Origin of the sequence: Aureivirga marina (assembly GCF_015767265.1) — a bacterium.
GTDB lineage: Bacteria > Bacteroidota > Bacteroidia > Flavobacteriales > Flavobacteriaceae > Aureivirga > Aureivirga marina.
Genome location: NZ_JADPIB010000001.1, coordinates 286,129 through 311,308 on the forward strand (window position 1 = coordinate 286,129; position 25,180 = coordinate 311,308).

41 protein-coding genes are annotated in these 25,180 nt (G+C 31.8%); 6 read left to right on the top strand and 35 right to left on the bottom strand.

Annotation, left to right across the window (positions count from 1 at the left end; genetic code table 11):
* Positions 1-20 precede the first annotated feature (20 nt).
* On the top strand, positions 21-734 hold the full coding sequence (locus tag I1A51_RS01310; protein WP_196890574.1) for a DUF4369 domain-containing protein: 714 nt from the start codon (positions 21-23) through the stop codon (positions 732-734).
* Positions 735-794: 60 nt separating this feature from the next.
* Here the strand turns inward: I1A51_RS01310 and I1A51_RS01315 are convergent, their stop codons facing one another.
* On the bottom strand, positions 795-1,253 hold the full coding sequence (locus I1A51_RS01315; RefSeq protein ID WP_196890575.1) for a DUF4442 domain-containing protein: 459 nt from the start codon (positions 1,251-1,253) through the stop codon (positions 795-797).
* A gap of 152 nt (positions 1,254-1,405) precedes the next feature.
* Between I1A51_RS01315 and I1A51_RS01320 the strand changes: the two genes are divergently transcribed.
* The 5 genes from I1A51_RS01320 (at position 1,406) to I1A51_RS01340 (ending at position 5,190) form a co-directional block, all read left to right on the top strand.
* Complete coding sequence (locus I1A51_RS01320) at positions 1,406-1,768, top strand: DUF4870 domain-containing protein (RefSeq protein WP_196890576.1); 363 nt, start codon at positions 1,406-1,408, stop codon at positions 1,766-1,768.
* Between the two features lie 23 nt (positions 1,769-1,791).
* Positions 1,792-2,136, top strand: coding sequence for a PadR family transcriptional regulator (locus tag I1A51_RS01325; protein WP_196890577.1), 345 nt, complete (start codon positions 1,792-1,794; stop codon positions 2,134-2,136).
* On the top strand, positions 2,129-3,829 hold the full coding sequence (locus I1A51_RS01330; protein ID WP_196890578.1) for a PspC domain-containing protein: 1,701 nt from the start codon (positions 2,129-2,131) through the stop codon (positions 3,827-3,829). The genes I1A51_RS01325 and I1A51_RS01330 overlap by 8 nt, the downstream gene beginning before the upstream one ends.
* A 189-nt stretch (positions 3,830-4,018) precedes the next feature.
* Positions 4,019-4,723 carry a head GIN domain-containing protein gene (locus I1A51_RS01335; protein WP_196890579.1) on the top strand — a complete coding sequence of 235 codons (705 nt, stop codon included), beginning with the start codon at positions 4,019-4,021 and terminating at the stop codon, positions 4,721-4,723.
* 20 nt (positions 4,724-4,743) lie between these two features.
* Positions 4,744-5,190, top strand: coding sequence for an ankyrin repeat domain-containing protein (locus I1A51_RS01340; RefSeq protein WP_196890580.1), 447 nt, complete (start codon positions 4,744-4,746; stop codon positions 5,188-5,190).
* 68 nt (positions 5,191-5,258) lie between these two features.
* On the opposite strand, the gene ctlX is transcribed toward I1A51_RS01340, so the two are convergent.
* From ctlX to rpsJ, 34 genes are all read right to left on the bottom strand, one after another.
* Positions 5,259-6,188 (bottom strand): citrulline utilization hydrolase CtlX, encoded by a 930-nt coding sequence (ctlX, locus tag I1A51_RS01345; RefSeq protein WP_196890581.1) that lies wholly within the window; start codon positions 6,186-6,188, stop codon positions 5,259-5,261.
* A gap of 5 nt (positions 6,189-6,193) precedes the next feature.
* Complete coding sequence (rocF, locus tag I1A51_RS01350; protein ID WP_196890582.1) at positions 6,194-7,159, bottom strand: arginase; 966 nt, start codon at positions 7,157-7,159, stop codon at positions 6,194-6,196.
* Positions 7,160-7,270: 111 nt separating this feature from the next.
* On the bottom strand, positions 7,271-8,560 hold the full coding sequence (locus tag I1A51_RS01355; protein WP_196890583.1) for a citrate synthase: 1,290 nt from the start codon (positions 8,558-8,560) through the stop codon (positions 7,271-7,273).
* Positions 8,561-8,800: 240 nt separating this feature from the next.
* Complete coding sequence (eno, locus tag I1A51_RS01360; protein WP_196890584.1) at positions 8,801-10,093, bottom strand: phosphopyruvate hydratase; 1,293 nt, start codon at positions 10,091-10,093, stop codon at positions 8,801-8,803.
* Between the two features lie 5 nt (positions 10,094-10,098).
* Positions 10,099-11,208 carry a glutamine-hydrolyzing carbamoyl-phosphate synthase small subunit gene (carA, locus tag I1A51_RS01365; RefSeq protein ID WP_196890585.1) on the bottom strand — a complete coding sequence of 370 codons (1,110 nt, stop codon included), beginning with the start codon at positions 11,206-11,208 and terminating at the stop codon, positions 10,099-10,101.
* Between the two features lie 89 nt (positions 11,209-11,297).
* Positions 11,298-11,780, bottom strand: coding sequence for a 50S ribosomal protein L17 (gene rplQ, locus I1A51_RS01370; protein WP_196890586.1), 483 nt, complete (start codon positions 11,778-11,780; stop codon positions 11,298-11,300).
* Positions 11,781-11,804: 24 nt separating this feature from the next.
* A complete protein-coding gene (locus tag I1A51_RS01375) occupies positions 11,805-12,797 on the bottom strand; it encodes a DNA-directed RNA polymerase subunit alpha (protein WP_196890587.1) in 993 nt (330 codons plus the stop codon).
* Between the two features lie 20 nt (positions 12,798-12,817).
* The gene (rpsD, locus tag I1A51_RS01380; RefSeq protein WP_196890588.1) at positions 12,818-13,423 is read right to left on the bottom strand and encodes a 30S ribosomal protein S4; all 606 of its coding nucleotides are present in this window, start codon (positions 13,421-13,423) and stop codon (positions 12,818-12,820) included.
* A gap of 91 nt (positions 13,424-13,514) precedes the next feature.
* Positions 13,515-13,898: a 30S ribosomal protein S11 gene (gene rpsK, locus I1A51_RS01385; protein ID WP_196890589.1), complete on the bottom strand. Its 384-nt coding sequence runs from the start codon at positions 13,896-13,898 to the stop codon at positions 13,515-13,517.
* A 12-nt stretch (positions 13,899-13,910) separates the two neighbouring features.
* Positions 13,911-14,285 carry a 30S ribosomal protein S13 gene (gene rpsM / locus I1A51_RS01390; protein ID WP_196890590.1) on the bottom strand — a complete coding sequence of 125 codons (375 nt, stop codon included), beginning with the start codon at positions 14,283-14,285 and terminating at the stop codon, positions 13,911-13,913.
* Positions 14,286-14,287: 2 nt separating this feature from the next.
* Positions 14,288-14,404 (bottom strand): type B 50S ribosomal protein L36, encoded by a 117-nt coding sequence (gene ykgO, locus I1A51_RS01395; protein ID WP_073316873.1) that lies wholly within the window; start codon positions 14,402-14,404, stop codon positions 14,288-14,290.
* A 10-nt stretch (positions 14,405-14,414) separates the two neighbouring features.
* Positions 14,415-14,630 (bottom strand): translation initiation factor IF-1, encoded by a 216-nt coding sequence (gene infA, locus I1A51_RS01400; protein ID WP_152285504.1) that lies wholly within the window; start codon positions 14,628-14,630, stop codon positions 14,415-14,417.
* Complete coding sequence (gene secY / locus I1A51_RS01405; RefSeq protein WP_196890591.1) at positions 14,630-15,967, bottom strand: preprotein translocase subunit SecY; 1,338 nt, start codon at positions 15,965-15,967, stop codon at positions 14,630-14,632. The genes infA and secY overlap by 1 nt, the downstream gene beginning before the upstream one ends.
* Before the next feature lie 12 nt (positions 15,968-15,979).
* Positions 15,980-16,432, bottom strand: a complete 453-nt coding sequence (gene rplO, locus I1A51_RS01410; RefSeq protein ID WP_196890592.1) for a 50S ribosomal protein L15 — start codon at positions 16,430-16,432, stop codon at positions 15,980-15,982.
* A 15-nt stretch (positions 16,433-16,447) separates the two neighbouring features.
* Complete coding sequence (rpmD, locus tag I1A51_RS01415) at positions 16,448-16,630, bottom strand: 50S ribosomal protein L30 (protein ID WP_196890593.1); 183 nt, start codon at positions 16,628-16,630, stop codon at positions 16,448-16,450.
* Between the two features lie 12 nt (positions 16,631-16,642).
* A complete protein-coding gene (gene rpsE / locus I1A51_RS01420; protein ID WP_196890594.1) occupies positions 16,643-17,167 on the bottom strand; it encodes a 30S ribosomal protein S5 in 525 nt (174 codons plus the stop codon).
* Positions 17,168-17,175: 8 nt separating this feature from the next.
* A complete protein-coding gene (gene rplR / locus I1A51_RS01425; protein ID WP_196890595.1) occupies positions 17,176-17,529 on the bottom strand; it encodes a 50S ribosomal protein L18 in 354 nt (117 codons plus the stop codon).
* An 11-nt stretch (positions 17,530-17,540) separates the two neighbouring features.
* Positions 17,541-18,083, bottom strand: a complete 543-nt coding sequence (rplF, locus tag I1A51_RS01430) for a 50S ribosomal protein L6 (protein WP_196890596.1) — start codon at positions 18,081-18,083, stop codon at positions 17,541-17,543.
* 15 nt (positions 18,084-18,098) lie between these two features.
* A complete protein-coding gene (rpsH, locus tag I1A51_RS01435) occupies positions 18,099-18,497 on the bottom strand; it encodes a 30S ribosomal protein S8 (protein ID WP_196890597.1) in 399 nt (132 codons plus the stop codon).
* Between the two features lie 20 nt (positions 18,498-18,517).
* Positions 18,518-18,787, bottom strand: coding sequence for a 30S ribosomal protein S14 (rpsN, locus tag I1A51_RS01440; protein WP_196885228.1), 270 nt, complete (start codon positions 18,785-18,787; stop codon positions 18,518-18,520).
* Positions 18,788-18,790: 3 nt separating this feature from the next.
* On the bottom strand, positions 18,791-19,342 hold the full coding sequence (gene rplE / locus I1A51_RS01445) for a 50S ribosomal protein L5 (protein ID WP_196890598.1): 552 nt from the start codon (positions 19,340-19,342) through the stop codon (positions 18,791-18,793).
* A gap of 2 nt (positions 19,343-19,344) precedes the next feature.
* A complete protein-coding gene (gene rplX, locus I1A51_RS01450; RefSeq protein ID WP_196890599.1) occupies positions 19,345-19,653 on the bottom strand; it encodes a 50S ribosomal protein L24 in 309 nt (102 codons plus the stop codon).
* Positions 19,654-19,669: 16 nt separating this feature from the next.
* A complete protein-coding gene (gene rplN / locus I1A51_RS01455) occupies positions 19,670-20,038 on the bottom strand; it encodes a 50S ribosomal protein L14 (protein ID WP_196890600.1) in 369 nt (122 codons plus the stop codon).
* Positions 20,039-20,040: 2 nt separating this feature from the next.
* Positions 20,041-20,298, bottom strand: a complete 258-nt coding sequence (gene rpsQ / locus I1A51_RS01460) for a 30S ribosomal protein S17 (protein ID WP_196885232.1) — start codon at positions 20,296-20,298, stop codon at positions 20,041-20,043.
* Positions 20,299-20,312: 14 nt separating this feature from the next.
* Entirely contained in the window at positions 20,313-20,504 is a 192-nt protein-coding gene (gene rpmC, locus I1A51_RS01465; protein WP_196890601.1) for a 50S ribosomal protein L29, read from the bottom strand.
* A 12-nt stretch (positions 20,505-20,516) separates the two neighbouring features.
* The gene (gene rplP, locus I1A51_RS01470) at positions 20,517-20,945 is read right to left on the bottom strand and encodes a 50S ribosomal protein L16 (protein ID WP_196890602.1); all 429 of its coding nucleotides are present in this window, start codon (positions 20,943-20,945) and stop codon (positions 20,517-20,519) included.
* A gap of 21 nt (positions 20,946-20,966) precedes the next feature.
* Positions 20,967-21,674, bottom strand: coding sequence for a 30S ribosomal protein S3 (gene rpsC / locus I1A51_RS01475; protein WP_196890603.1), 708 nt, complete (start codon positions 21,672-21,674; stop codon positions 20,967-20,969).
* Between the two features lie 12 nt (positions 21,675-21,686).
* A complete protein-coding gene (gene rplV, locus I1A51_RS01480) occupies positions 21,687-22,094 on the bottom strand; it encodes a 50S ribosomal protein L22 (protein ID WP_196890604.1) in 408 nt (135 codons plus the stop codon).
* A gap of 9 nt (positions 22,095-22,103) precedes the next feature.
* Positions 22,104-22,385 carry a 30S ribosomal protein S19 gene (gene rpsS / locus I1A51_RS01485; RefSeq protein WP_196890605.1) on the bottom strand — a complete coding sequence of 94 codons (282 nt, stop codon included), beginning with the start codon at positions 22,383-22,385 and terminating at the stop codon, positions 22,104-22,106.
* A 9-nt stretch (positions 22,386-22,394) separates the two neighbouring features.
* Positions 22,395-23,219: a 50S ribosomal protein L2 gene (rplB, locus tag I1A51_RS01490; protein WP_196890606.1), complete on the bottom strand. Its 825-nt coding sequence runs from the start codon at positions 23,217-23,219 to the stop codon at positions 22,395-22,397.
* Between the two features lie 12 nt (positions 23,220-23,231).
* Complete coding sequence (gene rplW, locus I1A51_RS01495; RefSeq protein WP_196890607.1) at positions 23,232-23,522, bottom strand: 50S ribosomal protein L23; 291 nt, start codon at positions 23,520-23,522, stop codon at positions 23,232-23,234.
* Between the two features lie 9 nt (positions 23,523-23,531).
* On the bottom strand, positions 23,532-24,161 hold the full coding sequence (gene rplD, locus I1A51_RS01500; RefSeq protein WP_196890608.1) for a 50S ribosomal protein L4: 630 nt from the start codon (positions 24,159-24,161) through the stop codon (positions 23,532-23,534).
* A complete protein-coding gene (gene rplC / locus I1A51_RS01505; RefSeq protein ID WP_196890609.1) occupies positions 24,161-24,778 on the bottom strand; it encodes a 50S ribosomal protein L3 in 618 nt (205 codons plus the stop codon). The genes rplD and rplC overlap by 1 nt, the downstream gene beginning before the upstream one ends.
* Before the next feature lie 94 nt (positions 24,779-24,872).
* Positions 24,873-25,178 carry a 30S ribosomal protein S10 gene (gene rpsJ / locus I1A51_RS01510; protein ID WP_196890610.1) on the bottom strand — a complete coding sequence of 102 codons (306 nt, stop codon included), beginning with the start codon at positions 25,176-25,178 and terminating at the stop codon, positions 24,873-24,875.
* Positions 25,179-25,180: the final 2 nt, after the last annotated feature.

The following is a 25,180-nucleotide window of genomic DNA, read 5'->3' on the forward strand; positions in this document are numbered from 1 at the left end:
AAATAAACTATATAAATATCATGAAAAGAGTAATTTTTGTTCTTGCATTTTTAAGTATACTAATTATTAGTTGTACTGGAAGTAGTAAAAAGGAAGGGAACATGGTTGTAAATGCACAAATTAATGGATTAAAGAAAGGAACTGTGTACTTACAAAAAATAGAAAATGATGCTTTAGTTAATATTGATTCTACTACTATTTCAAAAGGAGAAGAGAAATTTCAGTTAGCTGCTGATATCACATCTCCACAGGTTTTCTTTATCACTCTTAAAGAAGCTCCAGAAGAAAAAATTCAGTTTTTTGGTGATTATGGAGTTATAAATATCAAAAGTAAATTAGACCGTTTTGCAACTTCTGCAAAAATCACTGGTTCTAAAGCGCAAGATATTTTAAATGATTATAAAAAGATTACAAAGAAATTTAATGATAGAAGATTAGATTTTATCAAAAGTAAATTTGAAGCAGAGAAAGAAAAAGATACAGCAAAATTAAAACAATTAAATAAAGATTTTGATGCTTTAGTTTTAAGAAGATATAAATATACTTTGAATTTTGCTTTTAAAAATACAGATTCTGATGTAGCTCCTTATTTGGTTTTAACAGAATTATACGATGCCCAACCTGTTTGGTTAGATTCTATTTATAAATCTTTAAATCCAAAAGTGCAAAGTTCTGTTTATGGTAAAAAATTAGAATCTTTTATCAAGGAAATTAAAGAAGAAGAAAAAAAATAAATTTAAAAAAGCGATGACTAATTAAGATCATCGCTTTTTTTATTAAAGTTTATCATATAATTAACGGATTTTTAAGCTCCATAAAAAGCTATAAGAAGCAACCATTTGGTTTTCTTCATTGTATCCGCAAGTATTCACTTTCACTGTAACAGCTTCATTTGTGTCTATCATTTTTTGAATTGCTTTATCTAATTCCTCCACATTATCACAAACAAAAGTAATTCTACCCTTAGCCTTTTTAAGAAAATCTCCTTGATGAGAAATAACTAATGTAGAAACTGATTTTTTAGTGTCTTGTGTTTTCTTTAAAACTAAAACTCCTGTAGAAAGTTCAGCTGCCATAGACAAAACTGCAAAATAAATAGAGTTAAATGGATTTTGATTCAACCATTTAAACTTCACTCCTACGATACATTTTGAATTTTCAATGGTTTTTATACGAACTCCGGCAATATAAGCCAAAGGTACTTTCCACATTAAAAATTTATTATACTGTTTAACTAAAGCTGCTGATTCCATATAATACGTTGATTTAAAGCACAATTTAACTAAAAAATATGGATGATACAATTCTTAACAAATGTTAATATTATGTTAATTTATAGTACTATGTTTTGCATAATACTATTTAAAATATATATATTTGTATAACAATAAAAGAAAAAGAAATTATGAACGAACGAAATTTTGCACGAATTATACATTTATCAGCCTTTTTAGGTTTGATAATTCCTTTTGGAAATATCATAGTTCCTTTAGTTCTATGGTTAATCAAAAGAGATGAATCATTTTTCATTAATCAACATGGAAAAGATGTTTTGAACTTTCAGGCTAGTATTTCTATTTATTATGTAGTAGCAGGAGTTCTTTCATATCCATTAATATTTTTAACATTTGGATTAGGCGTAGTTCCTTATACAATCGCAATTGTTTTATCCTTTATAATAGTGGGAATATTAATGATAAACGCAAGTATGAAGGCCAATAATGGTTATTATTTTAAATATCCTTTTTCGCTTTCCATTTTTAAATAATCATAAAACAAAATGATGAACACATGAAAATTGAAAATACAAAAGCACAAATGCGTAAAGGAGTCTTAGAGTATTGTATTCTTTCTCTATTAAAAGACAACGACGCATATACAACCGAAATTTTGGCACAATTAAAAGAAGCTAAAATGATTGTAGTTGAGGGCACTATTTATCCATTATTGACAAGATTAAAAAACGCAGGTTTACTTGCATATAGATGGGAAGAATCAACTTCTGGACCACCAAGAAAGTATTATACTTTAACTAAAAATGGAAATAACTTTTTAAACGAATTACATAATACATGGACAGAATTAACAACTGCTGTAGATAACCTAACCAAAGAAAAAACAAACGAAAATGAATAAAACAGTCAATATCAATTTAGGAGGAGTTTTCTTTCATATAGATGAAGAAGCTTATCAAATGCTCAAAAACTATTTAGATTCCATTCGATTTTCTTTACGAAATGATCCTGAAGGATTAGAAGAGATTTTAAATGATATTGAGGCGAGAATTAGTGAATTACTTTCTGAAAAAGTAAAGGATAATCGTCAAGTTGTAAACACAACTGACATTGAGGAAATTATCTCAATCATGGGACAACCAGAAGATTATTCAATGGAAGAAGAAAGTAATGATTATACAACTGAAGAAGATCCAAATAATCCATTTAACTCTAAGAGGAAAAAATATAAGAAAAAATTCTTTAGAGATGGAGAAGATAAATTTATCGGAGGTGTTGCTGCTGGATTTGCACATTATGTAGGTGTTGAACCTATTTGGATTCGTATTCTGTTTATTATTTCGTTATTCATTGGAGTAGGTTCGCCAATCTTAGTGTATTTAGTTTTATGGATTTTATTACCTGAAGCTAGAACTACTTCAGAAAAATTACAAATGCAGGGAAAGGATATTAATATATCCAATATACAGAAAACTGTTTCTGAAAATGTAGAAAGAATTTCAAAAAACGTTGAGGAATTCGGACAAAAGATTAAAAAAAAAGATTTAGGGGGATTTGAATCTTCAGTGAAAAATAATTCACAAAAGTTCTTTGATGGTTTAGGAAATGTAATGAAAAAAATATTATTAGCTATTCGTAAAATCATTGGAATTGTTTTATTAATCGGTTCTATTGTAATGATTGTTAGCTTAATTGTTTCTTTATTTTCAGTAAACACTTTAAATCACTTTGGTATATTTCAAGAAATATTTGATAATAATTCATCTTTCTTCTTTGAAAATACTTTCCCAATTTGGATGATTTCAATTCTTATTTTCATGCTTGTTTTAATTCCATGTATTTTCTGGTTATTATTAAGTTTAAGAATTATTTCTTCCAATTTTAAAGGATTTAATTTACCTACAATATTAACATTAGTTGGTTTATGGTTTATTTCCTTATTATTTGTAATCTATTCTGGAATCGAATTTTCATCATATTCAGTTAATAGAGGAAATACAAATCAGGAAGAGAGATTGGAATTTGTAAAAAATGATACAATTATTTTAAAAGCTTTACCTCATGAAAAATATGGTTCTTATTCTAAATTGAGCAGACATAGTGACGATCAATTTATTTTAGAAAATAATGAACAAAAGAAATATTCTAATCAAATTAGAATTCGAGTGAAAAAAAGTAACAATGAAAATTCGTTATTAAGAATTCAAAAAGAATCTGAAGGTAAAACTTTTAAGAATGCGATTGCAAATACAGAATTAATCGATTATAATTTCGATACGAATGAAAAAGAATTATTGTTAAATGGATATTTTATTAGTCCAACGATTAATAAAAGAATTGATGAAGAAATTGATTTAGATGTTATTATTCCAGTTGGTACCATAATTTATTTTGATGATTCTGTAAAATATTTATTATCAAATGTCAAAAACGTTCAAAGAATTTATGATAGAGATATGATTAATCATTATTTCATCATGACAAAAGAAGGATTAGAATGTTTAGATTGTCCAGATGAAGTAATCCGAAATGAAGATTATATAAAAACAACTATAGATAAGGATAACGTTTCTATCAAGGTTAATTATTATTAAAAAATTTCTGTTTGTTTTTTGGGTTTATAGCTATAGAAAACCCTATTAATTGTGAGGTGTTTCTTTACAATGTTGTATCACTTCTCACCTAGTTTAGAAACACCAAACTTTTTTTAATAAAAAATGTCACAATCGATTTTTTTTAAAGTCTTTAGAAAAAAGAAAATTATTTAACCTAAAAATACTATCATGAAAATCAAAAATTTAATCGGAATACTTGTTTTATTTATTACACTAACTGCTTGTGGACAAACAATCAAAGGAAATGGAAATGTAATTACTGAAGATAGAAATATCAAAGAGAATTTTACAAAAATTAAAGTTCAACAAGGAATTCAAGTTCATTTTACACAAGACCCAGATGTTGAATTAAGAGTTGAAGCAGATTCAAATATCATGGATAACTTAAAAACAGAAGTTAAAAATGGTAGATTAAAAATCTACTTCGAAGAGAATGTAAAGAAAGTAAAAGCTAAAAATGTGTATTTATCAGCTCCAGAAGTTATGGAAGTTAAAGTTTCAAGCGGAGCAGGATTTAAAACAGAAAATACATTAAAATCAGAAAATTTAAAATTAGATTCATCTTCAGGAGGAAATCTTGATTTAACTGTAAATGCAGGAAATGTAAGTTGTGATTCTTCAAGTGGATCTATTATCAATGTAAGAGGTGAAGCTGAAAATTTAAAAACGGATGCTTCTTCAGGAAGTGTAATTCAATGTAAAGAATTAGAAGCAAAAAACTGTAAATCAGATGTTTCTTCAGGAGCAAATACTTATGTAAATGTTACTAATTCTTTCAAAGGAAATGCTTCTTCAGGTGGATTTATCAAATGTAAAGGAAATCCAGAATTTAAAGAAAAACATACCTCATCAGGAGGATCAATAAGATTTTAATACCAATTATTTACACCGAAATGGGAAAAAAGCTATTATTACTAAGTTTATTTACAGCAATTTCTGTTACTAGTTTTAGTCAATCTGTAAGTAGAAAAACTTTAAAAGCTATTAAAGAAAATAACACAAGAGTTATTGAAAATTTTAAAACAGAAGATTACAACAAGTGTTTTCAAATTGAAAGTAGTAATAGTACTTATACTTATTTAACGATGAGTATAAAATTAGAAAACATGAATGCTGTAAAACATTTAGTAAATAATGGTGCAGATTTAGAAAAAGTTTGTAGGAGCAAAACTCCTTTAATGTATGCTGTAAAATATGGAAATTTAGAAATGGTGAAATTTTTACTTGAAAATGGTGCGAATTTAAACGCAAAAAATAACAAAGGATATACAGCTTTAGATTATGCCAAAAAATATAGGTATTCAAAAATCGAAAAATATTTAACAAATCATACCAAGTAAATCAACCAATTTTTACTCTTTTTCATTTATCAAAAAAGCTACTTAGAATTCTAAGTAGCTTTTTTATTTTATTTTTTTGGTAAAAATACTTCAGCAATCATACATCTTGCTCCACCTCCACCATAATATTCAATGGTTTCTAATGGAGAAGCTAAAATTTCACAATGTTTTTCAATTGAATTAATTTGAGCTTCTGTTAATGAATCTTTTGCTTGTTGACTCATCACCAAATATTTTTTCTCATCATTTCCTTCTACTTGAATTACATTTCCAGCCAAATGATGCATTTGTTTTTCAGTAATGGAAATGATTTCTTTTCCAGAATCTTTCAATTGAGAAATCACTAATTTTTTCTCTTTTTTTGAGGTAATAGATTCCAAACAAATAATTGAAAATGTATCAGCAACACTCATCATAACATTTGTATGATATATTTCGTGTTTTTCTCCATTATAAGTTTGATACGCATGAAAAATCACAGGAAGATATCCGAAATCTTCACAAAATTCGATAAATAAATCTTCATCTGTTCTTTGAGAAATACAAGCATATGCAATTTTATTTACTCTATCTAATATAAAACTTCCTGTACCTTCTAAGAAAATATCTTCTTCTTCAGCTTCCGAATAATCAATTACATTTTCAACATGAAATCCTTTTTCTTCAAGAATATCTAAAACATCTTCTCGTTTTTCTTTTCTTCTATTTTCAGCATACATCGGATAAACTCCAATATCTCCATTTTGGTGAAAAGAAATCCAATTATTAGGAAAAATTGCATCAGGACTTTCTGAGTTATCTTCTAAAACAATAACTTCAACTCCATGTTTTCTTAATTTAGAAACAAACAAATCAAATTCTTCCTGTGCTTTTGCTAAAATGGTAGCTGGAAGCACATTTCCTTCATTTTTTTGGAAAAAATTGTTTTTTGCTGTTTCAGCATTCCATCCAAAATAAGATGGACGCACCATCATTATTGTATTTGTTGTTTGTTTCATTATTTCTATTCTACTAAAACTAATGTTTCTTTTACTTTCTCTGTAATATCATGTAAAACATCAAATGCAGCGTGTGCCATTTTGTTTTCTGTATCTAAAGTTGGATTCACTTCCACAACTTCAAAACATGCAACTTTATTTGTTTCTACAAATGCAGCAATGATGTCTTTAATTTCAAATTGATCAAATCCTCTAGAAACAGGAGTTCCAGTTCCTTTAGAAATGATATCACAATCCATACTATCAACATCAAAAGAAATGTAAATTAAATCACAATCTTTTAACCTATCTACAGCTTCCTCTAAACATTTACGGAAACCCCTATAGCGCATTTCTTCAACAGTATAATTCTTAATTCCTAATTTCTCAATGATATAATCTTCTGGCTCTTCTGTATCACGAACACCGAAATAAACAACATCATCAGCATATACTTTTGGCACAATTCCACCAATGTTTTTCATTGCATCCCATTGCGCAATTGTATCTGCATTTGGTTCATTGATTTGTCTATCAAAATTATCTTCTGCTAACGCCGCAGCTAAAGGCATTCCATGAACATTTCCTGAAGGAGTCGTAAATGGAGAATGAATATCTGCATGTGCATCAATCCAAACTACACCAACTTTTTTCTCAGGAAAAGCATTTTTAACTCCACTAATTGTTCCTAAAGCTGAAGAATGATCTCCTGATAAAACTAATGGAAACTCTTCTGCTTGTAAACTATCTTTTACTGCATTACTTAATCTTGTACAAACAGAAACAATATTTTTAATTCGCTTTGCTTTTGGCGTATTTACTTCTTTATAAATTGCTTCATTCTCTGTTTTAATATCAAAGAATTCAAATTGATTAAAGTAGTGATTTTCTTCGTTGATTGCTGCGATTTCCATTGCATCGATTCCCATATCAGAACCTCTTGTTCCAGCTCCAATATCCGATCGATTTTTAATTATTTTTATATTCTTCATTTCTATTTCTATGTAATTTCTTGTATTTGCAAAAGTACGACGATTTTAAATACAAAAAAAGCCCCATATAACAACATATGAGGCTTTTAAGCTTTTATTCAGGAAATGATATTATCTATCTTCCATTTTTTTAAACTCTCTAAGATTTTCTCCAGTATAAATTTGTCTTGGTCTACCGATTGGCTCTCCGTTAAGACGCATTTCTCTCCATTGAGCAATCCATCCTGGTAAACGTCCAATAGCAAACATTACTGTAAACATTTCTGTTGGTATACCTAAAGCTTTATAAATAATTCCAGAGTAGAAATCTACGTTTGGATATAATTTACGAGCTTTGAAATATTCATCATTTAATGCTACTTCTTCTAATTTCTTAGCGATATCTAAGATAGGATCTTCGATTCCTAATTCTTGTAATACCTCATCAGCAGCTTTCTTGATGATTCTTGCACGTGGATCGAAGTTTTTATAAACTCTGTGTCCGAATCCCATTAAACGGAAAGGATCATTTTTATCCTTAGCTTTTGCTACGAATTTATCAACATCTCCTCCGTCAGCTTGAATCTGTTCTAACATTTCAATTACAGCTTGGTTAGCTCCTCCATGAAGTGGTCCCCATAAAGCAGAAACTCCAGCAGAAATTGAAGCGAATAACCCTGCATGTGCAGAACCAACGATTCTTACTGTAGATGTAGAACAGTTTTGTTCGTGATCAGCGTGTAAGATTAATAATTTATCTAATGCCTTTGCAACTGTTGGATTAATTACATATTCCTCGGTTGGCTTTTTAAACATCAATTGCATTAAATTTTCGATAAATCCTAAAGAGTTGTCAGAGTAATTTAAAGGATAACCTTGATTTTTACGGTGTGCCCAAGAAGCTAATACAGGGAATTTACTTAACAATTTAACGATTGCTTTGTACATATCCTCCTCAGAATCTACGTTTACAGATTTTGGATTAAAAGCTGTAAGTGCAGAAGTTAATGAAGAAACAATACCCATTGGGTGTGCTTTTCTAGGGAAACCATCTAAGATGCTTTTCATTTCTTCATTTACAAGAGATTGCTTCTTTATGTCACTATCAAATTTAGATAATTGAGCAGCTGTTGGTAAATCTCCGAAGATTAACAAATACATCACTTCTAAGAAAGTAGATTTTTCAGCAACATCTTCGATTGAGTATCCTCTATAACGTAAAATACCTTTTTCTCCATCCAAAAATGTAATCTTACTAAAACAAGATCCTGTGTTTTTATAACCTGGATCAATAGTAATCACATTTCCTTCAGTTGTACCTCTCAAAGCTTTAATATCAATGGCAAGCTCGTTTTCACTTCCTCTTACAACTGGAAATTCATACACCTTACCATCTATTTCTAATTTTGCTATATCTGACATAATTTATCTTAATTTAAACTTTATTCTTTACGATGCACGAAAATACGATTTTTAATTGGCATTTCTATAATAATTATTCAAAAAAAACCATTAAAATCTTTAGGGTTTAACAAACGAAATCACTTAATGTTATCCGTTGTATAGCTTTTGAAACAATTAATTGAATAATAGTTAAAAAATTTACAACTGAATTGATAACATTAAGTGATTTAGTATCAATTATTTTATGTTTTTTAAAGCTTACATTTCAACTTTGAAAGCATTATTTTTTGGAAAATAAGCCGTATCTGCTAAATCTTCTTCAATTCTTAATAATTGATTATATTTTGCCATTCTATCTGATCTTGAAGCAGAACCAGTTTTAATTTGTCCTGTATTTAAAGCTACAGCCAAATCTGCAATTGTACTATCTTCAGTTTCTCCTGAGCGATGTGACATAACTGAAGTCATTCCTGCATTATGTGCCATATTCACAGCAGCAATTGTTTCTGTTAATGTTCCAATTTGATTTACTTTAATTAAGATTGAATTTGCAGATTTATTCTCAATTCCTTTTGATAATCTCTCTACATTTGTAACAAATAAATCATCTCCAACAATTTGAACTCTATTTCCAATTGTTTCTGTTAATTTATTCCATCCATCCCAATCATTTTCATCCATTCCATCTTCGATAGAAACAATAGGATATTTTTCTGTTAATTCTGCTAAATATGCTGCTTGTTCTTCAGAAGTACGGATAGCTCCTGTTTCTCCTTCAAACTTTGTATAATCATATTTTCCATCCACATAGAATTCAGATGCAGCAACATCTAATGCTAATAAAATATCTTCTTTTGGTTTGTATCCTGCATTTTCGATAGCTTGCATTACTGTATCTAAAGCATCTTCAGTTCCTGCAAAAGTTGGAGCAAATCCTCCCTCATCTCCTACAGCAGTACTTAAATTTCTATCGTGTAAGATTTTCTTTAAATGGTGAAAAATTTCACTTCCCATTTTTAATGACTCTGCAAAATTTGATGCATTTACAGGCATAATCATAAATTCTTGGAAAGCAATTGGAGCATCTGAATGCGAACCTCCATTGATGATGTTCATCATCGGCACTGGAAGTGTATTTGCGCTAACTCCTCCAACATATCTATATAATGGTAAACCTAATTCTTTTGCTGCTGCTTTTGCTGCTGCTAAAGAAACTCCTAAAATTGCATTAGCTCCTAACTTTGCTTTATTTGGAGTTCCATCTAATTCAATCATTGTTTGATCGATTGCATTTTGCTCAAAAACAGAAAAACCTAATAGTGCTGGTGCAATAATTTCATTTACATTTTTTACTGCATTTAACACACCTTTTCCCATATAATCAGAACCTCCATCTCTTAATTCTACAGCTTCATACTCTCCTGTTGAAGCTCCAGATGGTACAGCAGCTCTTCCTAAAGAACCATTTTCTGTAATTACATCTACTTCAACTGTAGGATTTCCTCTAGAATCAAAAATTTGACGTGCATGGATGTTAATTATAATACTCATAACTATTAATTTTTATGTTTTTTAATATTTTCAATAAATTGATCAAAAAGGTAAGATGAATCATGTGGTCCAGGACTTGCTTCTGGATGGTATTGTACAGAGAAACAATTTTTATTTTTCATTTGCATTCCTGCTAAAGTATCATCATTTAAATGCACATGTGTTACTTCTAAAATATCACTATCTTCTACTTGCTTTCTATCAACAACGAATCCATGATTTTGAGAAGTAATTTCTCCTTTTCCTGTTAATAAATTTTTAACTGGATGATTGATTCCACGATGTCCATTATGCATTTTGAAAGTTGAAATCCCGTTTGCTAATGCAATTATTTGGTGCCCCAGACAAATTCCGAATAATGGTAAGTCTTTATCGATAATTTGTTTTGCAACTTCTTGCGCACTTTTTAATGGTTCTGGATCTCCAGGTCCATTTGATAAAAAGTATCCATCAGGATTAAAAGAAGCTAAATCTTCAAAACTAGCATCAAAAGGGAATACTTTAATATAACAATCTCTTTTTGCTAAATTTCTTAAAATATTTGTTTTAATTCCTAAATCTAAAGCTGAAATTTTATATTTAGCATTTTCATCTCCATAAAAATATGGTGTTTTAGTAGAAACTTTAGAAGCAAGTTCTAATCCAACCATATTTGGAATATTTGCTAATTCTTTCTTTAATTCTTCAATATTAGTATTTGTAGAAATTACAGCATTCATCGCACCTTTACTTCTAACATATCTTACAACTGCTCTTGTATCTACATCAGAAATTGCTACTATATTTTGTTTTTTGAAATAATCTTCAAGGGAATCTGTTGCTCTTTCTCTTGAATATTCAAAACTAAAATTACGACAAATTAATCCTGAAATTTTTATTGAATCAGACTCTACATCTTCTTCTTCTTGAACACCATAGTTTCCAATGTGTGCATTCGTTGTTACCATTAATTGTCCAAAATAAGAAGGATCTGTAAAAATTTCTTGATAACCTGTCATTCCTGTATTGAAACAAATTTCACCGAAGGCAGTTCCCTCAATTCCAATTGATTTTCCTTCAAATACAGTTCCATCTTCTAATAATAATATAGCTTTGTTGTGTTGTGTGTATTTCATTTTTTAAAATGGATTTTGAAATGTTCAAATATAAAAAAAAGGATAAGCTTAAAATCGCTTATCCTTTTAATTTTATCAATGTATTAACATTAATTTTCTTCTTTAGTTTCTTCAACTTCAGTTGCAGGTGCTTCAGTCGCAGCAGAAGCAGAAGATTTAGTTCTACTTCTACGAGTAGTTTTCTTCTTCTTCTTACCATTAGGGTTGTAGATTTCGTTGTAATCAACGAATTCAATCATTGCCATTGGAGCATTATCTCCTTGACGATTTCCTAATTTGATGATACGTAAGTATCCTCCTGGACGATCTGCAATTTTTACTGAAATTTCTTTGAATAATTCAGTAACTGCATATTTATTTCTTAAGTAACTAAATACAACTCTTCTGTTGTGTGTAGTGTCCTCTTTAGATTTTGTAACTAAAGGCTCAATAAACTGACGTAAAGCTTTTGCTTTAGCAACAGTAGTATTGATACGCTTGTGCTCGATTAAAGAACAAGCCATATTTGCTAACATCGCTTTTCTATGCGCTGTCTTTCTTCCTAAGTGGTTGAATTTTTTTCCGTGTCTCATCGTTATTCTTACTTGGGTTCAGAATTAATCCTTATCTAATTTATACTTGCTTAAATCCATACCGAAGTGTAAACCTTTATTATGTACTAACTCATCAAGTTCTGTTAAAGATTTCTTTCCAAAATTACGGAATTTCATTAAGTCATTTTTATTGAATGAAACTAAATCACCTAAAGTTTCAACTTCAGCTGCTTTCAAACAATTCAGTGCTCTTACAGACAAGTCCATATCCACTAATTTTGTTTTCAATAACTGTCTCATGTGAAGAGATTCTTCATCATAAGTTTCAGTTTGAGCAATTTCATCAGCTTCCAATGTAATTCTCTCATCTGAGAATAACATGAAATGATGAATCAATATCTTAGCTGCTTCAGTTAAAGCATCTTTAGGACTAATAGATCCATCAGTAATAATATCAAAAACCAGCTTTTCGTAATCTGTTTTTTGTTCTACACGATAGTTTTCAATCGCATATTTAACATTTTTAATCGGAGTAAATATCGAATCTGTAAAAATAGTACCAATTGGTGCTCCAGATTTTTTATTTTCTTCCGATGGAACAAATCCTCTACCTTTTTCAATGGTAATTTCCATATCAATCTTCACGGATTTTTCCATGTTACAGATTACTAGGTCAGGATTTAATACTTGGAATCCAGAAATAAATTTTTGGAAGTCTCCAGCAGTAAGTTGGTCTTGACCCGTTACAGAAATAGTAACTGTTTCTCTATCAGAATCTTCAATTTGCTTCTTAAAACGTACTTGTTTTAAATTTAAGATGATTTCGGTAACATCCTCAACCACACCTTTAATTGTAGAAAATTCATGTTCTACAGATTCCATACGTACTGAAGTAATTGCAAAACCTTCTAAAGAAGACAATAATACTCTTCTTAGTGCGTTACCTACCGTTAATCCGAAACCAGGCTCTAACGGTCTGAATTCAAATCTACCTTCAAAGTCGGTAGAGTTTATCATGATAACTTTATCGGGCTTTTGAAAATTTAAAATTGCCATAGTTGGACTGGTCTTTAAAATTATTTAGAGTATAACTCTACTATTAATTGTTCTTTAATATTCTCTGGAATTTGTAGTCTTTCAGGTACAGATACAAAAGTACCTTCAATTTTCTCAGAGTTCCAAGTAAGCCATTCGTATGATTCACTTCTATTAGCTAAAGAATTTTCAATTGCTTCTAAAGATTTAGATTTTTCTCTAACAGCAACAACATCTCCAGCTTTTAATCTATAAGATGGAATGTTTACTAACTCTCCATTTACAGTAATATGTCTATGAGATACTAATTGACGTGCAGCTCTACGAGAAGGAGCAATTCCTAAACGGAAAACTACATTGTCTAAACGAGATTCACATAATTGAAGTAAGATTTCACCAGTAATTCCTTTACTTCTTGATGCTTTATCAAAAAGGTTACGGAATTGACGCTCTAAGATACCGTAAGTATATTTAGCTTTTTGTTTTTCTTGTAACTGAATTGCATACTCAGATTTTTTAGCTCTACGCTTTGCAACCCCGTGTTGTCCTGGAGGGAAATTTCTTTTTTCAAAAGATTTATCATCTCCAAAAATTGCTTCACCAAATTTACGAGCAATCTTAGTTTTTGGTCCTGTATATCTTGCCATTTCTTATTGTTTTAAAATAAATAGGAATTATGAATTAAGGCATTTCCTTCGATAATTTCAATCCTATTTTTAAAAATTAATTAAATATAAATTAAACTCTTCTTCTCTTTGGAGGTCTACATCCATTGTGTGGTAATGGAGTAACATCAATAATTTCAGTTACTTCGATTCCTGCATTGTGGATAGATCTAATAGCAGACTCTCTTCCGTTTCCAGGTCCTTTAACGTAAACTTTTACTTTTCTTAAACCTGCTTCAAGAGCAACTGCAGCACAATCTTCAGCAGCTGTTTGTGCAGCATAAGGAGTATTCTTTTTAGAACCTCTGAATCCCATCTTACCAGCAGTTGACCATGAAATTACATCTCCTTTCTTATTCGTTAAAGAAATAATGATATTATTAAAAGAAGCTGTAATGTGTGCCTCACCAATTGCTTCAACAACAACTTTACGTTTTTTCGAATTTGATTTTGCCATAATTCCTAGTTATTATTTAGTTGCTTTCTTTTTGTTAGCCACTGTTTTTCTCTTACCTTTTCTAGTTCTAGAATTGTTCTTAGTTCTTTGTCCTCTTAAAGGTAAACCATTTCTGTGACGAATTCCTCTGTTACACCCGATGTCCATTAAACGTTTGATGTTTAACTGAATCTCAGAACGTAACTCTCCTTCTAAAGTATATTCTCCAACTTGCTCTCTGATGCGTGCAATCTCGTCATCATTCCAGTCTTGAACTTTCGTGTTTTCGTCTACTTTTGCAGTTTCTAAAATTTCTTTAGCTCTGCTGCTACCAATTCCAAAAATATAGGTTAGAGCAATAACTCCTCTTTTATTCTTTGGTATATCAATTCCTGCTATTCTTGCCATAACTATCCTTGTCTTTGTTTAAATCTAGGATTCTTTTTATTGATTACATATAATCTGCCTTTTCTACGCACAATCTTGCACTCGGCACTTCTTTTCTTTAATGATGCTCTTACTTTCATCGTTTAATCTTTAGTATCTATAAGTAATTCTTGCTTTTGTAAGGTCATAAGGGCTCATTTCCAATTTTACCTTGTCTCCAGGTAATAATTTAATATAATGCATACGCATTTTCCCTGAAATATGAGCTGTAACTATGTGTCCATTTTCTAACTCAACACGGAACATTGCGTTTGACAATGCTTCCGTGATTGTTCCATCTTGCTGTATTGCTGCTTGTTTAGCCATTATGCTACTGATTTTCTTTTGCTTCCTGTCTTCATTAATCCATCATAGTGACGGTTTAATAAATGAGAATTAATTTGTTGAATAGTATCTATTGCAACTCCAACCATAATGATTAGAGAAGTTCCACCATAAAAAATAGCCCAAGATTGTTGGATTCCAAACTTCACTACAATCGCAGGTAAGATTGCTAATAATGCCAAGAATAATGATCCTGGTAAAGTTATCTTAGATAAGATAGAATCTAACATATTCGCAGTTTCTTCTCCTGGACGTACACCTGGAATAAATCCATTGCTTCTCTTTAAATCTTCTGCCATTTTGTTTGTTTGGATAGTAATTGCAGTATAAAAATAACTAAATATAATTATTAATAAAGCAAATACCAAATTATACCCTAGTCCATTTATGTCACTAAAACTAGCAGCAATAGATTTCACTGATTCATTTGAAGCTGAATTAGCAATTGCACCAGGAACAAACATAATTGCTTGTGCAAAAATGATTGGCATTACACCTGCCGAATTTAATTTTAATGGAATGTATTCTCTAGCTCCTGCAACATCTTTTACGTTTCCAGCGATAGTCTTACGAGCATACTGAACACCAATTTTACGAACTGCAGTTACTAATAAAATACATGCTAAAATTACAGCAAACCAAACAACTACTTCAATTAAGATCATTATTGCACCTCCATTTGATTCCGCAATTCTAGAAGTAAATTCTTGAACGAAAGCACCTGGAAAACGTGCAATAATTCCGATCATAATTAAAAGTGAAATACCGTTTCCAATACCTTTATCTGTAATTTTTTCTCCAAGCCACATTGCGAAAATAGTACCTGAAGTTAACAGTACCATTGACGAAATCCAAAACATTCCTCCACTCAAATACATTGCTGACTCAGGTATTAGACTACTTAAATTTGTAATATAAGCAGGACCTTGCACTGCTGTGATTCCAATTGTTAACCAACGTGTAATTTGATTAATCTTCTTTCGACCACTTTCTCCATCTTTTTGAAGTTTCTGTAAATAAGGAACAGCAATCCCCATTAATTGAACAACAATAGATGCAGAAATATATGGCATAATTCCTAATGCCATTACTGATGCTTGTGCAAAAGCTCCACCAGTAAACATATTTAATATATCTAGAAGTCCTCCTTCTCCAGCTTGATTTTTTAATGCTTCTTGTGCAGCATTAACATCAATTCCTGGTAAAGAAACTTGAGCGGCAAAACGGTAAACTACCATGAAACCGAGTGTAAGAAGAATCTTATTTTTAAGTTCTTCTATCTTTGAAATGTCTTTTATGGCTTGAATAAATTTTTTCATTTAAGGTATTTCTTATAAAGTAATTACTTCTCCTCCCGCAGCTTCAACAGCAGCTTTTGCAGTTGCAGTGAATTTGTGAGCTGAGATTTTTAATTTTGCTTTTAACTCTCCTCTACCTAATATTTTTACTAGATCATTCTTACGAGCTAATCTGTTTGCAACGATTACTTCCATATCTAAAGTATCAGTAATTCTTCCTTGCTCAACTAGCTCTTGAATTCTATCTAAGTTAATACCAACGTATTCTTTACGGTTGATATTTTTAAATCCAAACTTAGGTACACGTCTTTGAAGTGGCATTTGACCTCCTTCGAATCCGATTTTACGAGAATATCCTGAACGAGATTTAGCTCCTTTGTGTCCTCTTGTAGCTGTACCACCTTTTCCAGAACCTTCACCTCTACCTACTCTCTTTCCTTTTCTGATTACAGAACCTTCTGCAGGTTTTAAGTTGTTTAAAATCATAACGTTTCAGATTTCTTATTTAACTTCTTCAACAGAAATTAAGTGTTTAACTTTGTTTACCATTCCAAGGATAGCAGGTGTAGCATCATGCTCTACTACTTGGTTCATCTTACGTAATCCCAAAGCCTCTAAAGTTCTTTTTTGATCTTGAGGACGGTTGATTTCGCTTCTAACTTTTGTTACTCTAATCTTTGCCATTATTCCTTGTTATTATCCGTTAAAAACTTTTGATAAAGAAATTCCTCTTTGCTTAGCGATAACTTCAGCACTACGTAATTGTAATAATGCATCAAAAGTTGCCTTAACAACATTATGTGCATTTGAAGATCCTTGAGATTTAGATAATACATCATGAACCCCAACTGACTCAAGTACAGCACGTACAGCTCCTCCGGCGATTACTCCTGTACCGTGAGATGCTGGTTGTAAATATACTCTTGCTCCTCCAAATTTACCTTTTTGTTCGTGTGGTAAAGTGTGATTAATGATAGGAATTCTAACTAAATTCTTCTTTGCATCTTCTATAGCTTTAGCGATAGCAGAAGCAACGTCTTTAGATTTTCCTAAACCATGTCCTACAACACCGTTTCCGTCACCTACAACAACAATAGCAGAGAAACCAAATGTTCTACCTCCTTTTGTTACTTTAGTTACTCTGTTAACACCTACTAAGTGATCTTGTAATTCTAAACCACTTGGCTTAACTCGTTCTACGTTTTTATATTTTTGAAACATAATCTTTGTTAAAATTTTAATCCTGCTTCTCTTGCAGCTTCAGCTAGAGCTTTAACTCTACCATGATACAAATATCCATTTCTATCGAATGCACAAGTTTCAATTCCTGCTTTGATTGCACTTTCAGCAACTGCTTTACCAACTAAGGCAGCAATTTCTGATTTTGAACCTTCAGCAGCTAGTGCTTTATCTCTTGATGAAACAGAAACTAAAGTTGTCCCTGTTAAATCATCGATTAATTGAGCATAAATTTCTTTATTACTTCTGAATACAGATAACCTAGGTTTTTGGCTAGTTCCAGAAACAATCTTTCTAATTCTACGCTTAATTCTTTGTCTTCTTTCAAGCTTTGATAATGCCATAATACTACTAATTATGCAGATTTACCTGCTTTTCTTCTTAATACTTCTCCTACAAATTTAACTCCTTTTCCTTTGTACGGCTCAGGCTTACGGAAAGAACGAATCTTTGCAGCTACTTGTCCTACCAATTGCTTATCGAAAGAAGTTAACTTAACGATTGGATTTTTACCTTTTTCAGAAATTGTTTCAACTTTAACTTCAGGAGCTAAGTCAATAACGATATTATGAGAAAAACCTAAAGCTAAGTCTAATACTTGTCCTTGGTTACTTGCTCTATATCCAACTCCAACTAACTCTAATGAGATTGTGAATCCTTTAGATACACCTTCCACCATGTTGTTAATTAAAGCTCTGTATAATCCATGCTTTGCTCTATGATCTTTAGATTCAGATGGTCTCTCTAAAACGATTTGACCATCTTCTTCTTTTACTGTGATATCTTTTATTTCTTGAGATAACTCTCCCAATTTTCCTTTTACTGTAACTACATCACCATTGATAGTGAAAGTTACACCTTCTGGTATCGCGATTGGGCTTTTTCCTATTCTTGACATCTCTACTAAATTATTTTAATATACGTAACACAATACTTCTCCACCTACGTTTTCTTGACGAGCTTTTTTGTTCGTCATTACTCCTTTAGATGTAGAAACGATTGCAATTCCAAGTCCGTTTAATACTCTAGGCATTTCACTAGCACTTGCATACTTACGTAAACCAGGTTTACTAATACGTTCAATATGTTTGATTACAGGCTCTTTAGTTTCCTTATCATATTTTAAGGCTATCTTAATAGTTCCTTGAACACCTTCGTTCATGAACTTGTAGCTTAAAATATATCCTTGATCAAACAAGATCTTAGTGATTTCCTGCTTCAATTTAGAAGTTGGAATTTCAACTACTCTATGTCCTGCACTTACCGCGTTTCTAACTCTTGTTAGATAATCTGCTATTGGATCTGTGTACATCTTCTTACTATTTAATTAGTTTACCAACTTGCTTTTTTAACTCCTGGTATTAATCCTTGATTTGCCATTTCACGGAAAGTCACACGAGAAATTCCGAATTGACGCATATATCCCTTTGGTCTTCCTGTTAATTTACAACGATTGTGTAAACGCACTGGTGAAGCATTCTTAGGTAACTTTTGTAAACCTTCGTAGTCTCCAGCTGCTTTTAACGCTTTTCTTTTCTCAGCGTACTTATCAACAGTCTTTTGTCTTTTAACCTCACGGGCTTTCATTGATTCTTTAGCCATTCCTTAACTCTTTTTAAATGGTAATCCTAATTCGCCTAATAATGATTTTGCTTCCTTGTCCGTTTGAGCAGATGTTACAAAAGTAATATCCATTCCTCCAATTTTGTTTACTTTGTCAATATCAATTTCTGGGAAAATGATTTGCTCAGTAATACCTAAATTGTAGTTTCCACGTCCGTCAAAACCGTTCGCTTTAATACCGTCAAAATCTCTTACACGAGGTAATGAGATAGTGATTAATCTATCTAAGAATTCGTACATTCTTTCTCCTCTTAACGTAACTTTTGCTCCAATTGGCATTCCTTTACGTAATTTGAAAGTTGCAACGTCTTTCTTAGAAATTGTCGCTACTGCTTTTTGACCAGTAATTTTAGTCAATTCATCAACAGCATAATCTATTAATTTTTTATCGGCAACTGCAGCTCCAACTCCTTTAGAGATAACAATTTTCTCTAATTTAGGAACCTGCATTACATTTTTGTATCCGAATTCTTCTGTAAGAGCAGCAATAATTCTACTCTTGTATTCTCCTTTAAGTCTTGGTATATAACTCATGATTATATAGCTTTATCAGATTTTTTTGAAACCCTAACTTTTTTATCTCCTTCCATTACGTACTTAACTTTAGTAGTTTCTCCGTTCTCTACTAACATTAAGTTTGAAATATGTAAAGAAGCTTCTTTCTTTACAATTCCACCTTGTGGACTTTGAGCGCTAGGTTTAGTATGCTTAGATATCATGTTAACACCCTCAACAATAGCTCTGTTTTTTGCTGGGAAAACTCTTACAACTTTTCCTTCCTCACCTTTGTGATCTCCAGCAATAACTCTTACTAAATCTCCTGATTTGATCTTTAATTTTGCCATTTTACTCTAATTTTTATTAAAGCACTTCAGGTGCTAATGATACGATTTTCATGAATTGTTTCTCACGAAGTTCTCTAGCAACTGGACCAAATACACGTGTTCCTCTCATCTCTTCAGATGGATTTAATAACACACATGCATTGTCATCAAATCTGATATATGATCCGTCTTTACGTCTAACTTCTTTCTTTGTACGAACTACAACTGCTCTAGAAACTTGTCCTTTCTTTACATTTCCGTTTGGCGTAGCATCTTTTACAGTAACTACAATCTTATCACCTACAGAAGCGTAACGTTTTTTTGTTCCTCCTAAAACGCGGATAACTAAAACCTCTTTAGCTCCAGTATTATCTGCTACTCTTAATCTTGATTCAGTTTGTAACATAATTATTTAGCTCTTTCAATGATTTCTACTAATCTCCAACGTTTAGATTTACTCATTGGACGTGTCTCCATTATCTTAACAGTGTCTCCAATGTTACAATCATTTGTCTCATCGTGTGCAACGTATTTTTTCGTTTTTAACACGAATTTACCGTACATAGGGTGTTTTACTCTTGTTACCTCTGAAACAACAATAGACTTCTCCATTTTGTTACTCGTAACTACACCTATTCTCTCTTTTCTAAGATTTCTTTTTTCCATCTTGTCGAGTACAATTATTGTAATTCTCTTTTAGTTAATTCTGTAGCAATTCTTGCCACAGTTCTTCTAAGGGCTCTTACCTGCATTGGAGCATCCAATGGTGAAATTGTGTGAGCCATCTTCAGATCAGTATAATCCTTTTTCAACGTACTAAGTTTATCTTGTAACTCAGCTGTCGATAATTCTTTTATCTCTGATTGTTTCATTTCTCTAATCAATTAAGCGTTATCAAAATCTCTAGCTACAATAAACTTAGTCTTTACTGGAAGTTTTTGTGCCGCTAAACGTAAAGCCTCTTTTGCGATTTCCATTGGTACTCCACCAACTTCAAACATGATTCTTCCTGGTTTAACTACAGCAACAAAATATTCTGGTGCTCCCTTACCTTTACCCATACGTACCTCTAATGGTTTCTTAGTAATTGGCTTATCCGGGAATATTTTAATCCATAATTGTCCCTCTCTCTTCATGTAACGAGTAGCTGCAATACGAGCTGCCTCGATTTGGCGAGCAGTAATCAAATCTTGTTCTAAAGCTTTGATTCCGAACATTCCATTTGAAAGTTGATGCCCTCTTTGAGAGTTTCCTTTCATGTTCCCTTTCGCCTTCTGTACTTTACGATATTTTACTCTTTTTGGCTGTAACATCTTAAATACTAAATTTTAAAATTATTTTCTACGACGAGATTTTTGATTTCTACCTGATTTACCTCCTTTTTTAGATAATCCTACTAATGGAGATAATTCTCTCTTACCATAAACCTCACCTTTCATAATCCATACTTTTACTCCGATTCTTCCGTAAGTAGTATGAGATTCTACAAGTGCATAATCAATATCTGCTCTGAAAGTAGATAGAGGGATTCTACCTTCTTTATAGTGCTCAGAACGTGCCATCTCAGCTCCGTTTAAACGACCTGAAATTTGAATTTTGATACCTTCTGCATTCATACGCATAGCTGCAGAAATAGCCATCTTGATTGCTCTTCTATAAGAAATACGATTTTCAATCTGACGAGCAATAGAAGCTGCAACTAACGTTGCATCTAATTCTGGACGCTTGATCTCAAAGATATTAATTTGAACTTCTTTATTAGTAATTTTCTTAAGCTCTTCCTTAATCTTGTCTACCTCTTGTCCACCTTTTCCGATAATAATACCAGGTCTAGCAGTAGTGATAGTAACGGTTACAAGTTTAAGTGTACGCTCAATAATAATTCTAGAAACACTTGCTTTATATAATCTTGCGCTAAGGTATTTTCTAATCTTTGCGTCTTCTGCAATCTTATCTCCGTAGTTGTTTCCTCCGTACCAGTTAGAATCCCATCCTCTGATAATTCCTAAACGATTTCCTATTGGATTAGTCTTTTGTCCCATTTCTACTTATGATTAATTGCTTTCAACATTTTTATTACCTAACACTAATGTCACATGATTAGAACGTTTTCTAATTCTATGTGCACGACCTTGTGGTGCAGGTCTTAATCTTTTTAACATACCTGCGCTGTCAACATATACTTCTTTAACGTATAATTCAGCATCTTCAATGCTTAAATCTTCGTTTTTAGCTTGCCAGTTTGCGATAGCAGAAAGTAATAATTTTTCTAAATTAACAGAAGCAGCTTTTTCGTTGAACTTTAAAATTTGTAAAGCTTTCTCAACTTCAACTCCTCTGATTAAATCTGCTACTAAACGCATTTTTCTTGGTGAAGTAGGACAGCCGTTAAGCTTTGCAAAAGCAGTGTGCTTTTTCGCTTCTTTTATCTGTTGTGCTCTTAGTTTTTTACGAACTCCCATGATTTCCTACTATTTTTTACCTTTATTTTTCTTATCTGCACCGTGACCTCTGAATGAACGAGTTGGTGAAAATTCTCCTAATTTATGACCTACCATATTCTCTGTTACATATACAGGAACGAATTGACGTCCGTTATGCACAGCGATTGTTTGTCCAACAAAATCAGGTGTAATCATTGATGCTCTTGACCAAGTTTTGATTACAGATTTCTTTCCTGATTCAACGTTTGCTTGAACTTTCTTCTCTAAATTAATAGATACGAATGGTCCTTTTTTTAATGAACGTGCCATACTCTAAAACTATTTTTTTCTACGTTCGATAATATACTTGTTACTCGCTTTAGTTTTTGATCTAGTCTTATAACCTTTAGCTGGTATTCCGTTTCTAGATCTTGGATGTCCTCCTGAAGAACGACCTTCTCCACCTCCCATTGGGTGATCAACTGGGTTCATACGAACTGCGTTAGTTCTTGGTCTTCTTCCTAACCATCTGCTTCTACCTGCTTTACCAGATACTAATAACTGATGATCTGAGTTTGATACAACTCCAATTGTAGCATAACAAGTTACTAGGATTAATCTCGTTTCACCTGATGGTAATTTCACAGTTGCATATTTACCATCTCTTGCCATTAATTGAGCGAAAGATCCTGCACTACGAGCCATGATAGCTCCTTGTCCTGGTCTTAACTCGATACAAGAAATTGTAGTTCCTAAAGGTATTTGGCTTAAAGGCATTGCATTTCCAATTTCTGGAGCAATGTTTTCACCTGAAACAACAGTTTGACCAACTTTTAATCCTCCTTGAGCAATAATATAACGCTTCTCACCATCTGCATAGTTTAATAAAGCGATAAATGCTGTACGATTTGGATCATACTCGATAGTCTTTACAGTTGCAGGTACACCATGCTTATCTCTTTTGAAATCGATAATACGGTATTTTTTCTTATGACCACCACCAATGTAGCGCATAGTCATTTTACCTTTATTGTTTCGACCACCAGATCTTTTTTTCGGAGCTAATAAACTTTTCTCCGGCTTGTCAGTAGTAATGGCGTCGAAACCATTTACTACTCTAAAACGCTGACCTGGCGTTACTGGTTTTAATTTTCTAACTGACATTTGTTATCTTTCTTAGATATTGTTATAAAAATCAATAGTTTCTCCTTCTGCTAATTGAACAATAGCTTTTTTGTATCCACCTTTAACAGCTTCAGTCATACCTCTTTTAGTATACTTCGTTGTTCTTTTCGCTGGATAGTTCATTGTTCTTACTGCCTCAACTGAAACTCCATAAGTAGTTTCAACAGCAGTTTTAATTTCAATTTTGTTAGCGTCTTTTCTCACAACAAAACCATAGCGATTATTTAACTCGCTATCGTTTGTTATCTTTTCTGTGATAATAGGTTTAATTAAAATACTCATCACTATGACCTATTTACTTAAATTTGATTCGATTCCTTCTACAGTACTTTCAAAAAGTACAACCTTATTCGCATTCAAAATCTCGTAAGTGTTTAATAATGAACTATTTACAGATTTTGCCTTTTTTAAATTGCGCGACGACAAATATACATTATTATTTGATTCACCCAATACAAATAGAGATTTTTTATTCTCTAACTCAAATGCTTTCAAAATATTAACAAACTTTTTAGTACTTGGAGCTTCGAATGTGAAATCTTCAATTACTACTAAATTGTTTTCTTTTGCTTGAATACTTAATGCAGATTTACGAGCTAATCTTTTTAAGTTTTTATTCAATTTGAAAGAGTAGTTTCTTGGTCTTGGTCCAAAAATTCTACCTCCTCCTCTAAATACAGGAGATTTAATAGAACCTGCACGAGCTGTACCAGTACCTTTTTGCTTTTTAAGTTTTCTAGTACTTCCTGTAATCTCTGCTCTTTCTTTAGATTTATGAGTACCTTGTCTTTTGTTTGCTAAGTATTGTTTTACATCCAAATAAACAGCGTGATCATTTGGCTCGATAGCAAAGATAGAATCAGAAAGTTCTACTTGTCTTCCTGTTTCTTTTCCATTTATATCTAAAACTGCTACTTTCATTATTTTTCAATGATTAGGTAAGAGTTTTTGTGTCCAGGAACTGCTCCTTTTACTACTAATAAATTCTTATCAGCAACTACTTTTAAAACTCTTAAGTTTTGAACTTTAACTTTATCTCCACCCATTCTTCCTGCCATACGCATTCCTTTGAATACTCTTGCAGGATAAGATGCAGCTCCAATAGAACCAGGTGCTCTTAAACGGTTATGTTGACCGTGAGTTGCTTGTCCAACTCCAGCAAATCCATGACGTTTTACAACCCCTTGGAATCCTTTACCTTTAGAAATTCCTGATACATCAACAAATTCTCCTTCAGTAAAGTGCTCAACTGTAATTGAATCACCTAATTTATATTCCTCTTCAAATCCTTGAAATTCAACAACTCTCTTCTTAGCAGTAGTTCCTGCTTTTTTGAAGTGACCTTCTAAAGCTTTTGTAGTATGCTTTTCAGATTTGTCATCGAAACCAAGTTGTAACGCATTATACCCGTCTACCTCTTCGGTTCTGACTTGGGTAACCACACAAGGACCAGCTTCTATAACTGTACATGGAATATTTTTTCCATTCTCGTCAAAAAGGCTAGTCATTCCGATTTTTCTTCCTATTAACCCAGACATTATTTATAAAATTTATTAATATTTATTTATTATTATTCGCAGAAGAAGTTACCCAGAATTTCTAGGTAACTTTCTCTACTTTTTGATATTTTTATCAAACTTTAATTTCTACTTCAACTCCTGATGGTAATTCTAACTTCATTAAAGCATCGATAGTCTTAGAAGAAGAACTATAGATATCTAATAATCTTTTGTAAGAACTTAATTGGAATTGCTCTCTAGATTTTTTGTTTACGTGTGGAGAACGTAATACAGTAAAAATCTTTTTATGTGTTGGTAAAGGAATTGGTCCGTTGATAACAGCACCAGTATTCTTTACTGTCTTTACGATTTTCTCAGCAGATTTGTCTACTAAGTTGTGATCGTATGATTTTAATTTTATTCTGATTTTTTGACTCATTG

Excerpts from the sequence above, each read along its gene's own strand:
- I1A51_RS01310 (WP_196890574.1), top strand. The coding sequence starts at position 21 with ATGAAAAGAGTAATTTTTGTTCTTGCATTTTTAAGTATACTAATTATT.
- rplE (WP_196890598.1), bottom strand. The coding sequence starts at position 19,342 with ATGAGTTATATACCAAGACTTAAAGGAGAATACAAGAGTAGAATTATT.
- rplB (WP_196890606.1), bottom strand. The coding sequence starts at position 23,219 with ATGTCAGTTAGAAAATTAAAACCAGTAACGCCAGGTCAGCGTTTTAGA.
- eno (WP_196890584.1), bottom strand. The coding sequence starts at position 10,093 with ATGAGTATTATAATTAACATCCATGCACGTCAAATTTTTGATTCTAGA.
- I1A51_RS01330 (WP_196890578.1), top strand. The coding sequence starts at position 2,129 with ATGAATAAAACAGTCAATATCAATTTAGGAGGAGTTTTCTTTCATATA.
- secY (WP_196890591.1), bottom strand. The coding sequence starts at position 15,967 with ATGAAAAAATTTATTCAAGCCATAAAAGACATTTCAAAGATAGAAGAA.
- rplC (WP_196890609.1), bottom strand. The coding sequence starts at position 24,778 with ATGTCTGGGTTAATAGGAAGAAAAATCGGAATGACTAGCCTTTTTGAC.
- rpsC (WP_196890603.1), bottom strand. The coding sequence starts at position 21,674 with ATGGGACAAAAGACTAATCCAATAGGAAATCGTTTAGGAATTATCAGA.
- infA (WP_152285504.1), bottom strand. The coding sequence starts at position 14,630 with ATGGCTAAACAAGCAGCAATACAGCAAGATGGAACAATCACGGAAGCA.
- rpmC (WP_196890601.1), bottom strand. The coding sequence starts at position 20,504 with ATGAAACAATCAGAGATAAAAGAATTATCGACAGCTGAGTTACAAGAT.
- rpsD (WP_196890588.1), bottom strand. The coding sequence starts at position 13,423 with ATGGCAAGATATACAGGACCAAAAACTAAGATTGCTCGTAAATTTGGT.
- rplX (WP_196890599.1), bottom strand. The coding sequence starts at position 19,653 with ATGGCAAAATTAAAGATCAAATCAGGAGATTTAGTAAGAGTTATTGCT.
- rplR (WP_196890595.1), bottom strand. The coding sequence starts at position 17,529 with ATGGCATTATCAAAGCTTGAAAGAAGACAAAGAATTAAGCGTAGAATT.
- rpsK (WP_196890589.1), bottom strand. The coding sequence starts at position 13,898 with ATGGCAAAATCAAATTCGAAAAAACGTAAAGTTGTTGTTGAAGCAATT.
- rpsQ (WP_196885232.1), bottom strand. The coding sequence starts at position 20,298 with ATGGAAAAAAGAAATCTTAGAAAAGAGAGAATAGGTGTAGTTACGAGT.
- I1A51_RS01355 (WP_196890583.1), bottom strand. The coding sequence starts at position 8,560 with ATGTCAGATATAGCAAAATTAGAAATAGATGGTAAGGTGTATGAATTT.
- ykgO (WP_073316873.1), bottom strand. The coding sequence starts at position 14,404 with ATGAAAGTAAGAGCATCATTAAAGAAAAGAAGTGCCGAGTGCAAGATT.
- rplF (WP_196890596.1), bottom strand. The coding sequence starts at position 18,083 with ATGTCAAGAATAGGAAAAAGCCCAATCGCGATACCAGAAGGTGTAACT.
- rplD (WP_196890608.1), bottom strand. The coding sequence starts at position 24,161 with ATGAAAGTAGCAGTTTTAGATATAAATGGAAAAGAAACAGGAAGACAA.
- rplV (WP_196890604.1), bottom strand. The coding sequence starts at position 22,094 with ATGGGAGTTCGTAAAAAACTAAGAGCACAACAGATAAAAGAAGCGAAA.
- rpsE (WP_196890594.1), bottom strand. The coding sequence starts at position 17,167 with ATGTTTCAAAAATATAAAAACGTAGAACGAGTTAAGCCAAGTGGTTTA.
- I1A51_RS01375 (WP_196890587.1), bottom strand. The coding sequence starts at position 12,797 with ATGGCAATTTTAAATTTTCAAAAGCCCGATAAAGTTATCATGATAAAC.
- I1A51_RS01340 (WP_196890580.1), top strand. The coding sequence starts at position 4,744 with ATGGGAAAAAAGCTATTATTACTAAGTTTATTTACAGCAATTTCTGTT.
- rplN (WP_196890600.1), bottom strand. The coding sequence starts at position 20,038 with ATGTTACAAACTGAATCAAGATTAAGAGTAGCAGATAATACTGGAGCT.
- I1A51_RS01335 (WP_196890579.1), top strand. The coding sequence starts at position 4,019 with ATGAAAATCAAAAATTTAATCGGAATACTTGTTTTATTTATTACACTA.
- rplW (WP_196890607.1), bottom strand. The coding sequence starts at position 23,522 with ATGAGTATTTTAATTAAACCTATTATCACAGAAAAGATAACAAACGAT.
- rpsM (WP_196890590.1), bottom strand. The coding sequence starts at position 14,285 with ATGGCAAGAATAGCAGGAATTGATATACCAAAGAATAAAAGAGGAGTT.
- I1A51_RS01315 (WP_196890575.1), bottom strand. The coding sequence starts at position 1,253 with ATGGAATCAGCAGCTTTAGTTAAACAGTATAATAAATTTTTAATGTGG.
- rocF (WP_196890582.1), bottom strand. The coding sequence starts at position 7,159 with ATGAAGAATATAAAAATAATTAAAAATCGATCGGATATTGGAGCTGGA.
- rpmD (WP_196890593.1), bottom strand. The coding sequence starts at position 16,630 with ATGGCAAAGATTAGAGTAACAAAAGTTAGAAGCGAAATCAACCGTCCT.
- rpsN (WP_196885228.1), bottom strand. The coding sequence starts at position 18,787 with ATGGCTAAAGAATCAATGAAAGCCCGTGAGGTTAAAAGACAAAAGACT.
- rplO (WP_196890592.1), bottom strand. The coding sequence starts at position 16,432 with ATGATTTTAAACAACTTAAAACCTGCAGAAGGTTCTGTAATCAGAAAA.
- rpsS (WP_196890605.1), bottom strand. The coding sequence starts at position 22,385 with ATGGCACGTTCATTAAAAAAAGGACCATTCGTATCTATTAATTTAGAG.
- ctlX (WP_196890581.1), bottom strand. The coding sequence starts at position 6,188 with ATGAAACAAACAACAAATACAATAATGATGGTGCGTCCATCTTATTTT.
- rplP (WP_196890602.1), bottom strand. The coding sequence starts at position 20,945 with ATGTTACAGCCAAAAAGAGTAAAATATCGTAAAGTACAGAAGGCGAAA.
- carA (WP_196890585.1), bottom strand. The coding sequence starts at position 11,208 with ATGAAATACACACAACACAACAAAGCTATATTATTATTAGAAGATGGA.
- I1A51_RS01320 (WP_196890576.1), top strand. The coding sequence starts at position 1,406 with ATGAACGAACGAAATTTTGCACGAATTATACATTTATCAGCCTTTTTA.
- I1A51_RS01325 (WP_196890577.1), top strand. The coding sequence starts at position 1,792 with ATGAAAATTGAAAATACAAAAGCACAAATGCGTAAAGGAGTCTTAGAG.
- rplQ (WP_196890586.1), bottom strand. The coding sequence starts at position 11,780 with ATGAGACACGGAAAAAAATTCAACCACTTAGGAAGAAAGACAGCGCAT.
- rpsJ (WP_196890610.1), bottom strand. The coding sequence starts at position 25,178 with ATGAGTCAAAAAATCAGAATAAAATTAAAATCATACGATCACAACTTA.
- rpsH (WP_196890597.1), bottom strand. The coding sequence starts at position 18,497 with ATGTACACAGATCCAATAGCAGATTATCTAACAAGAGTTAGAAACGCG.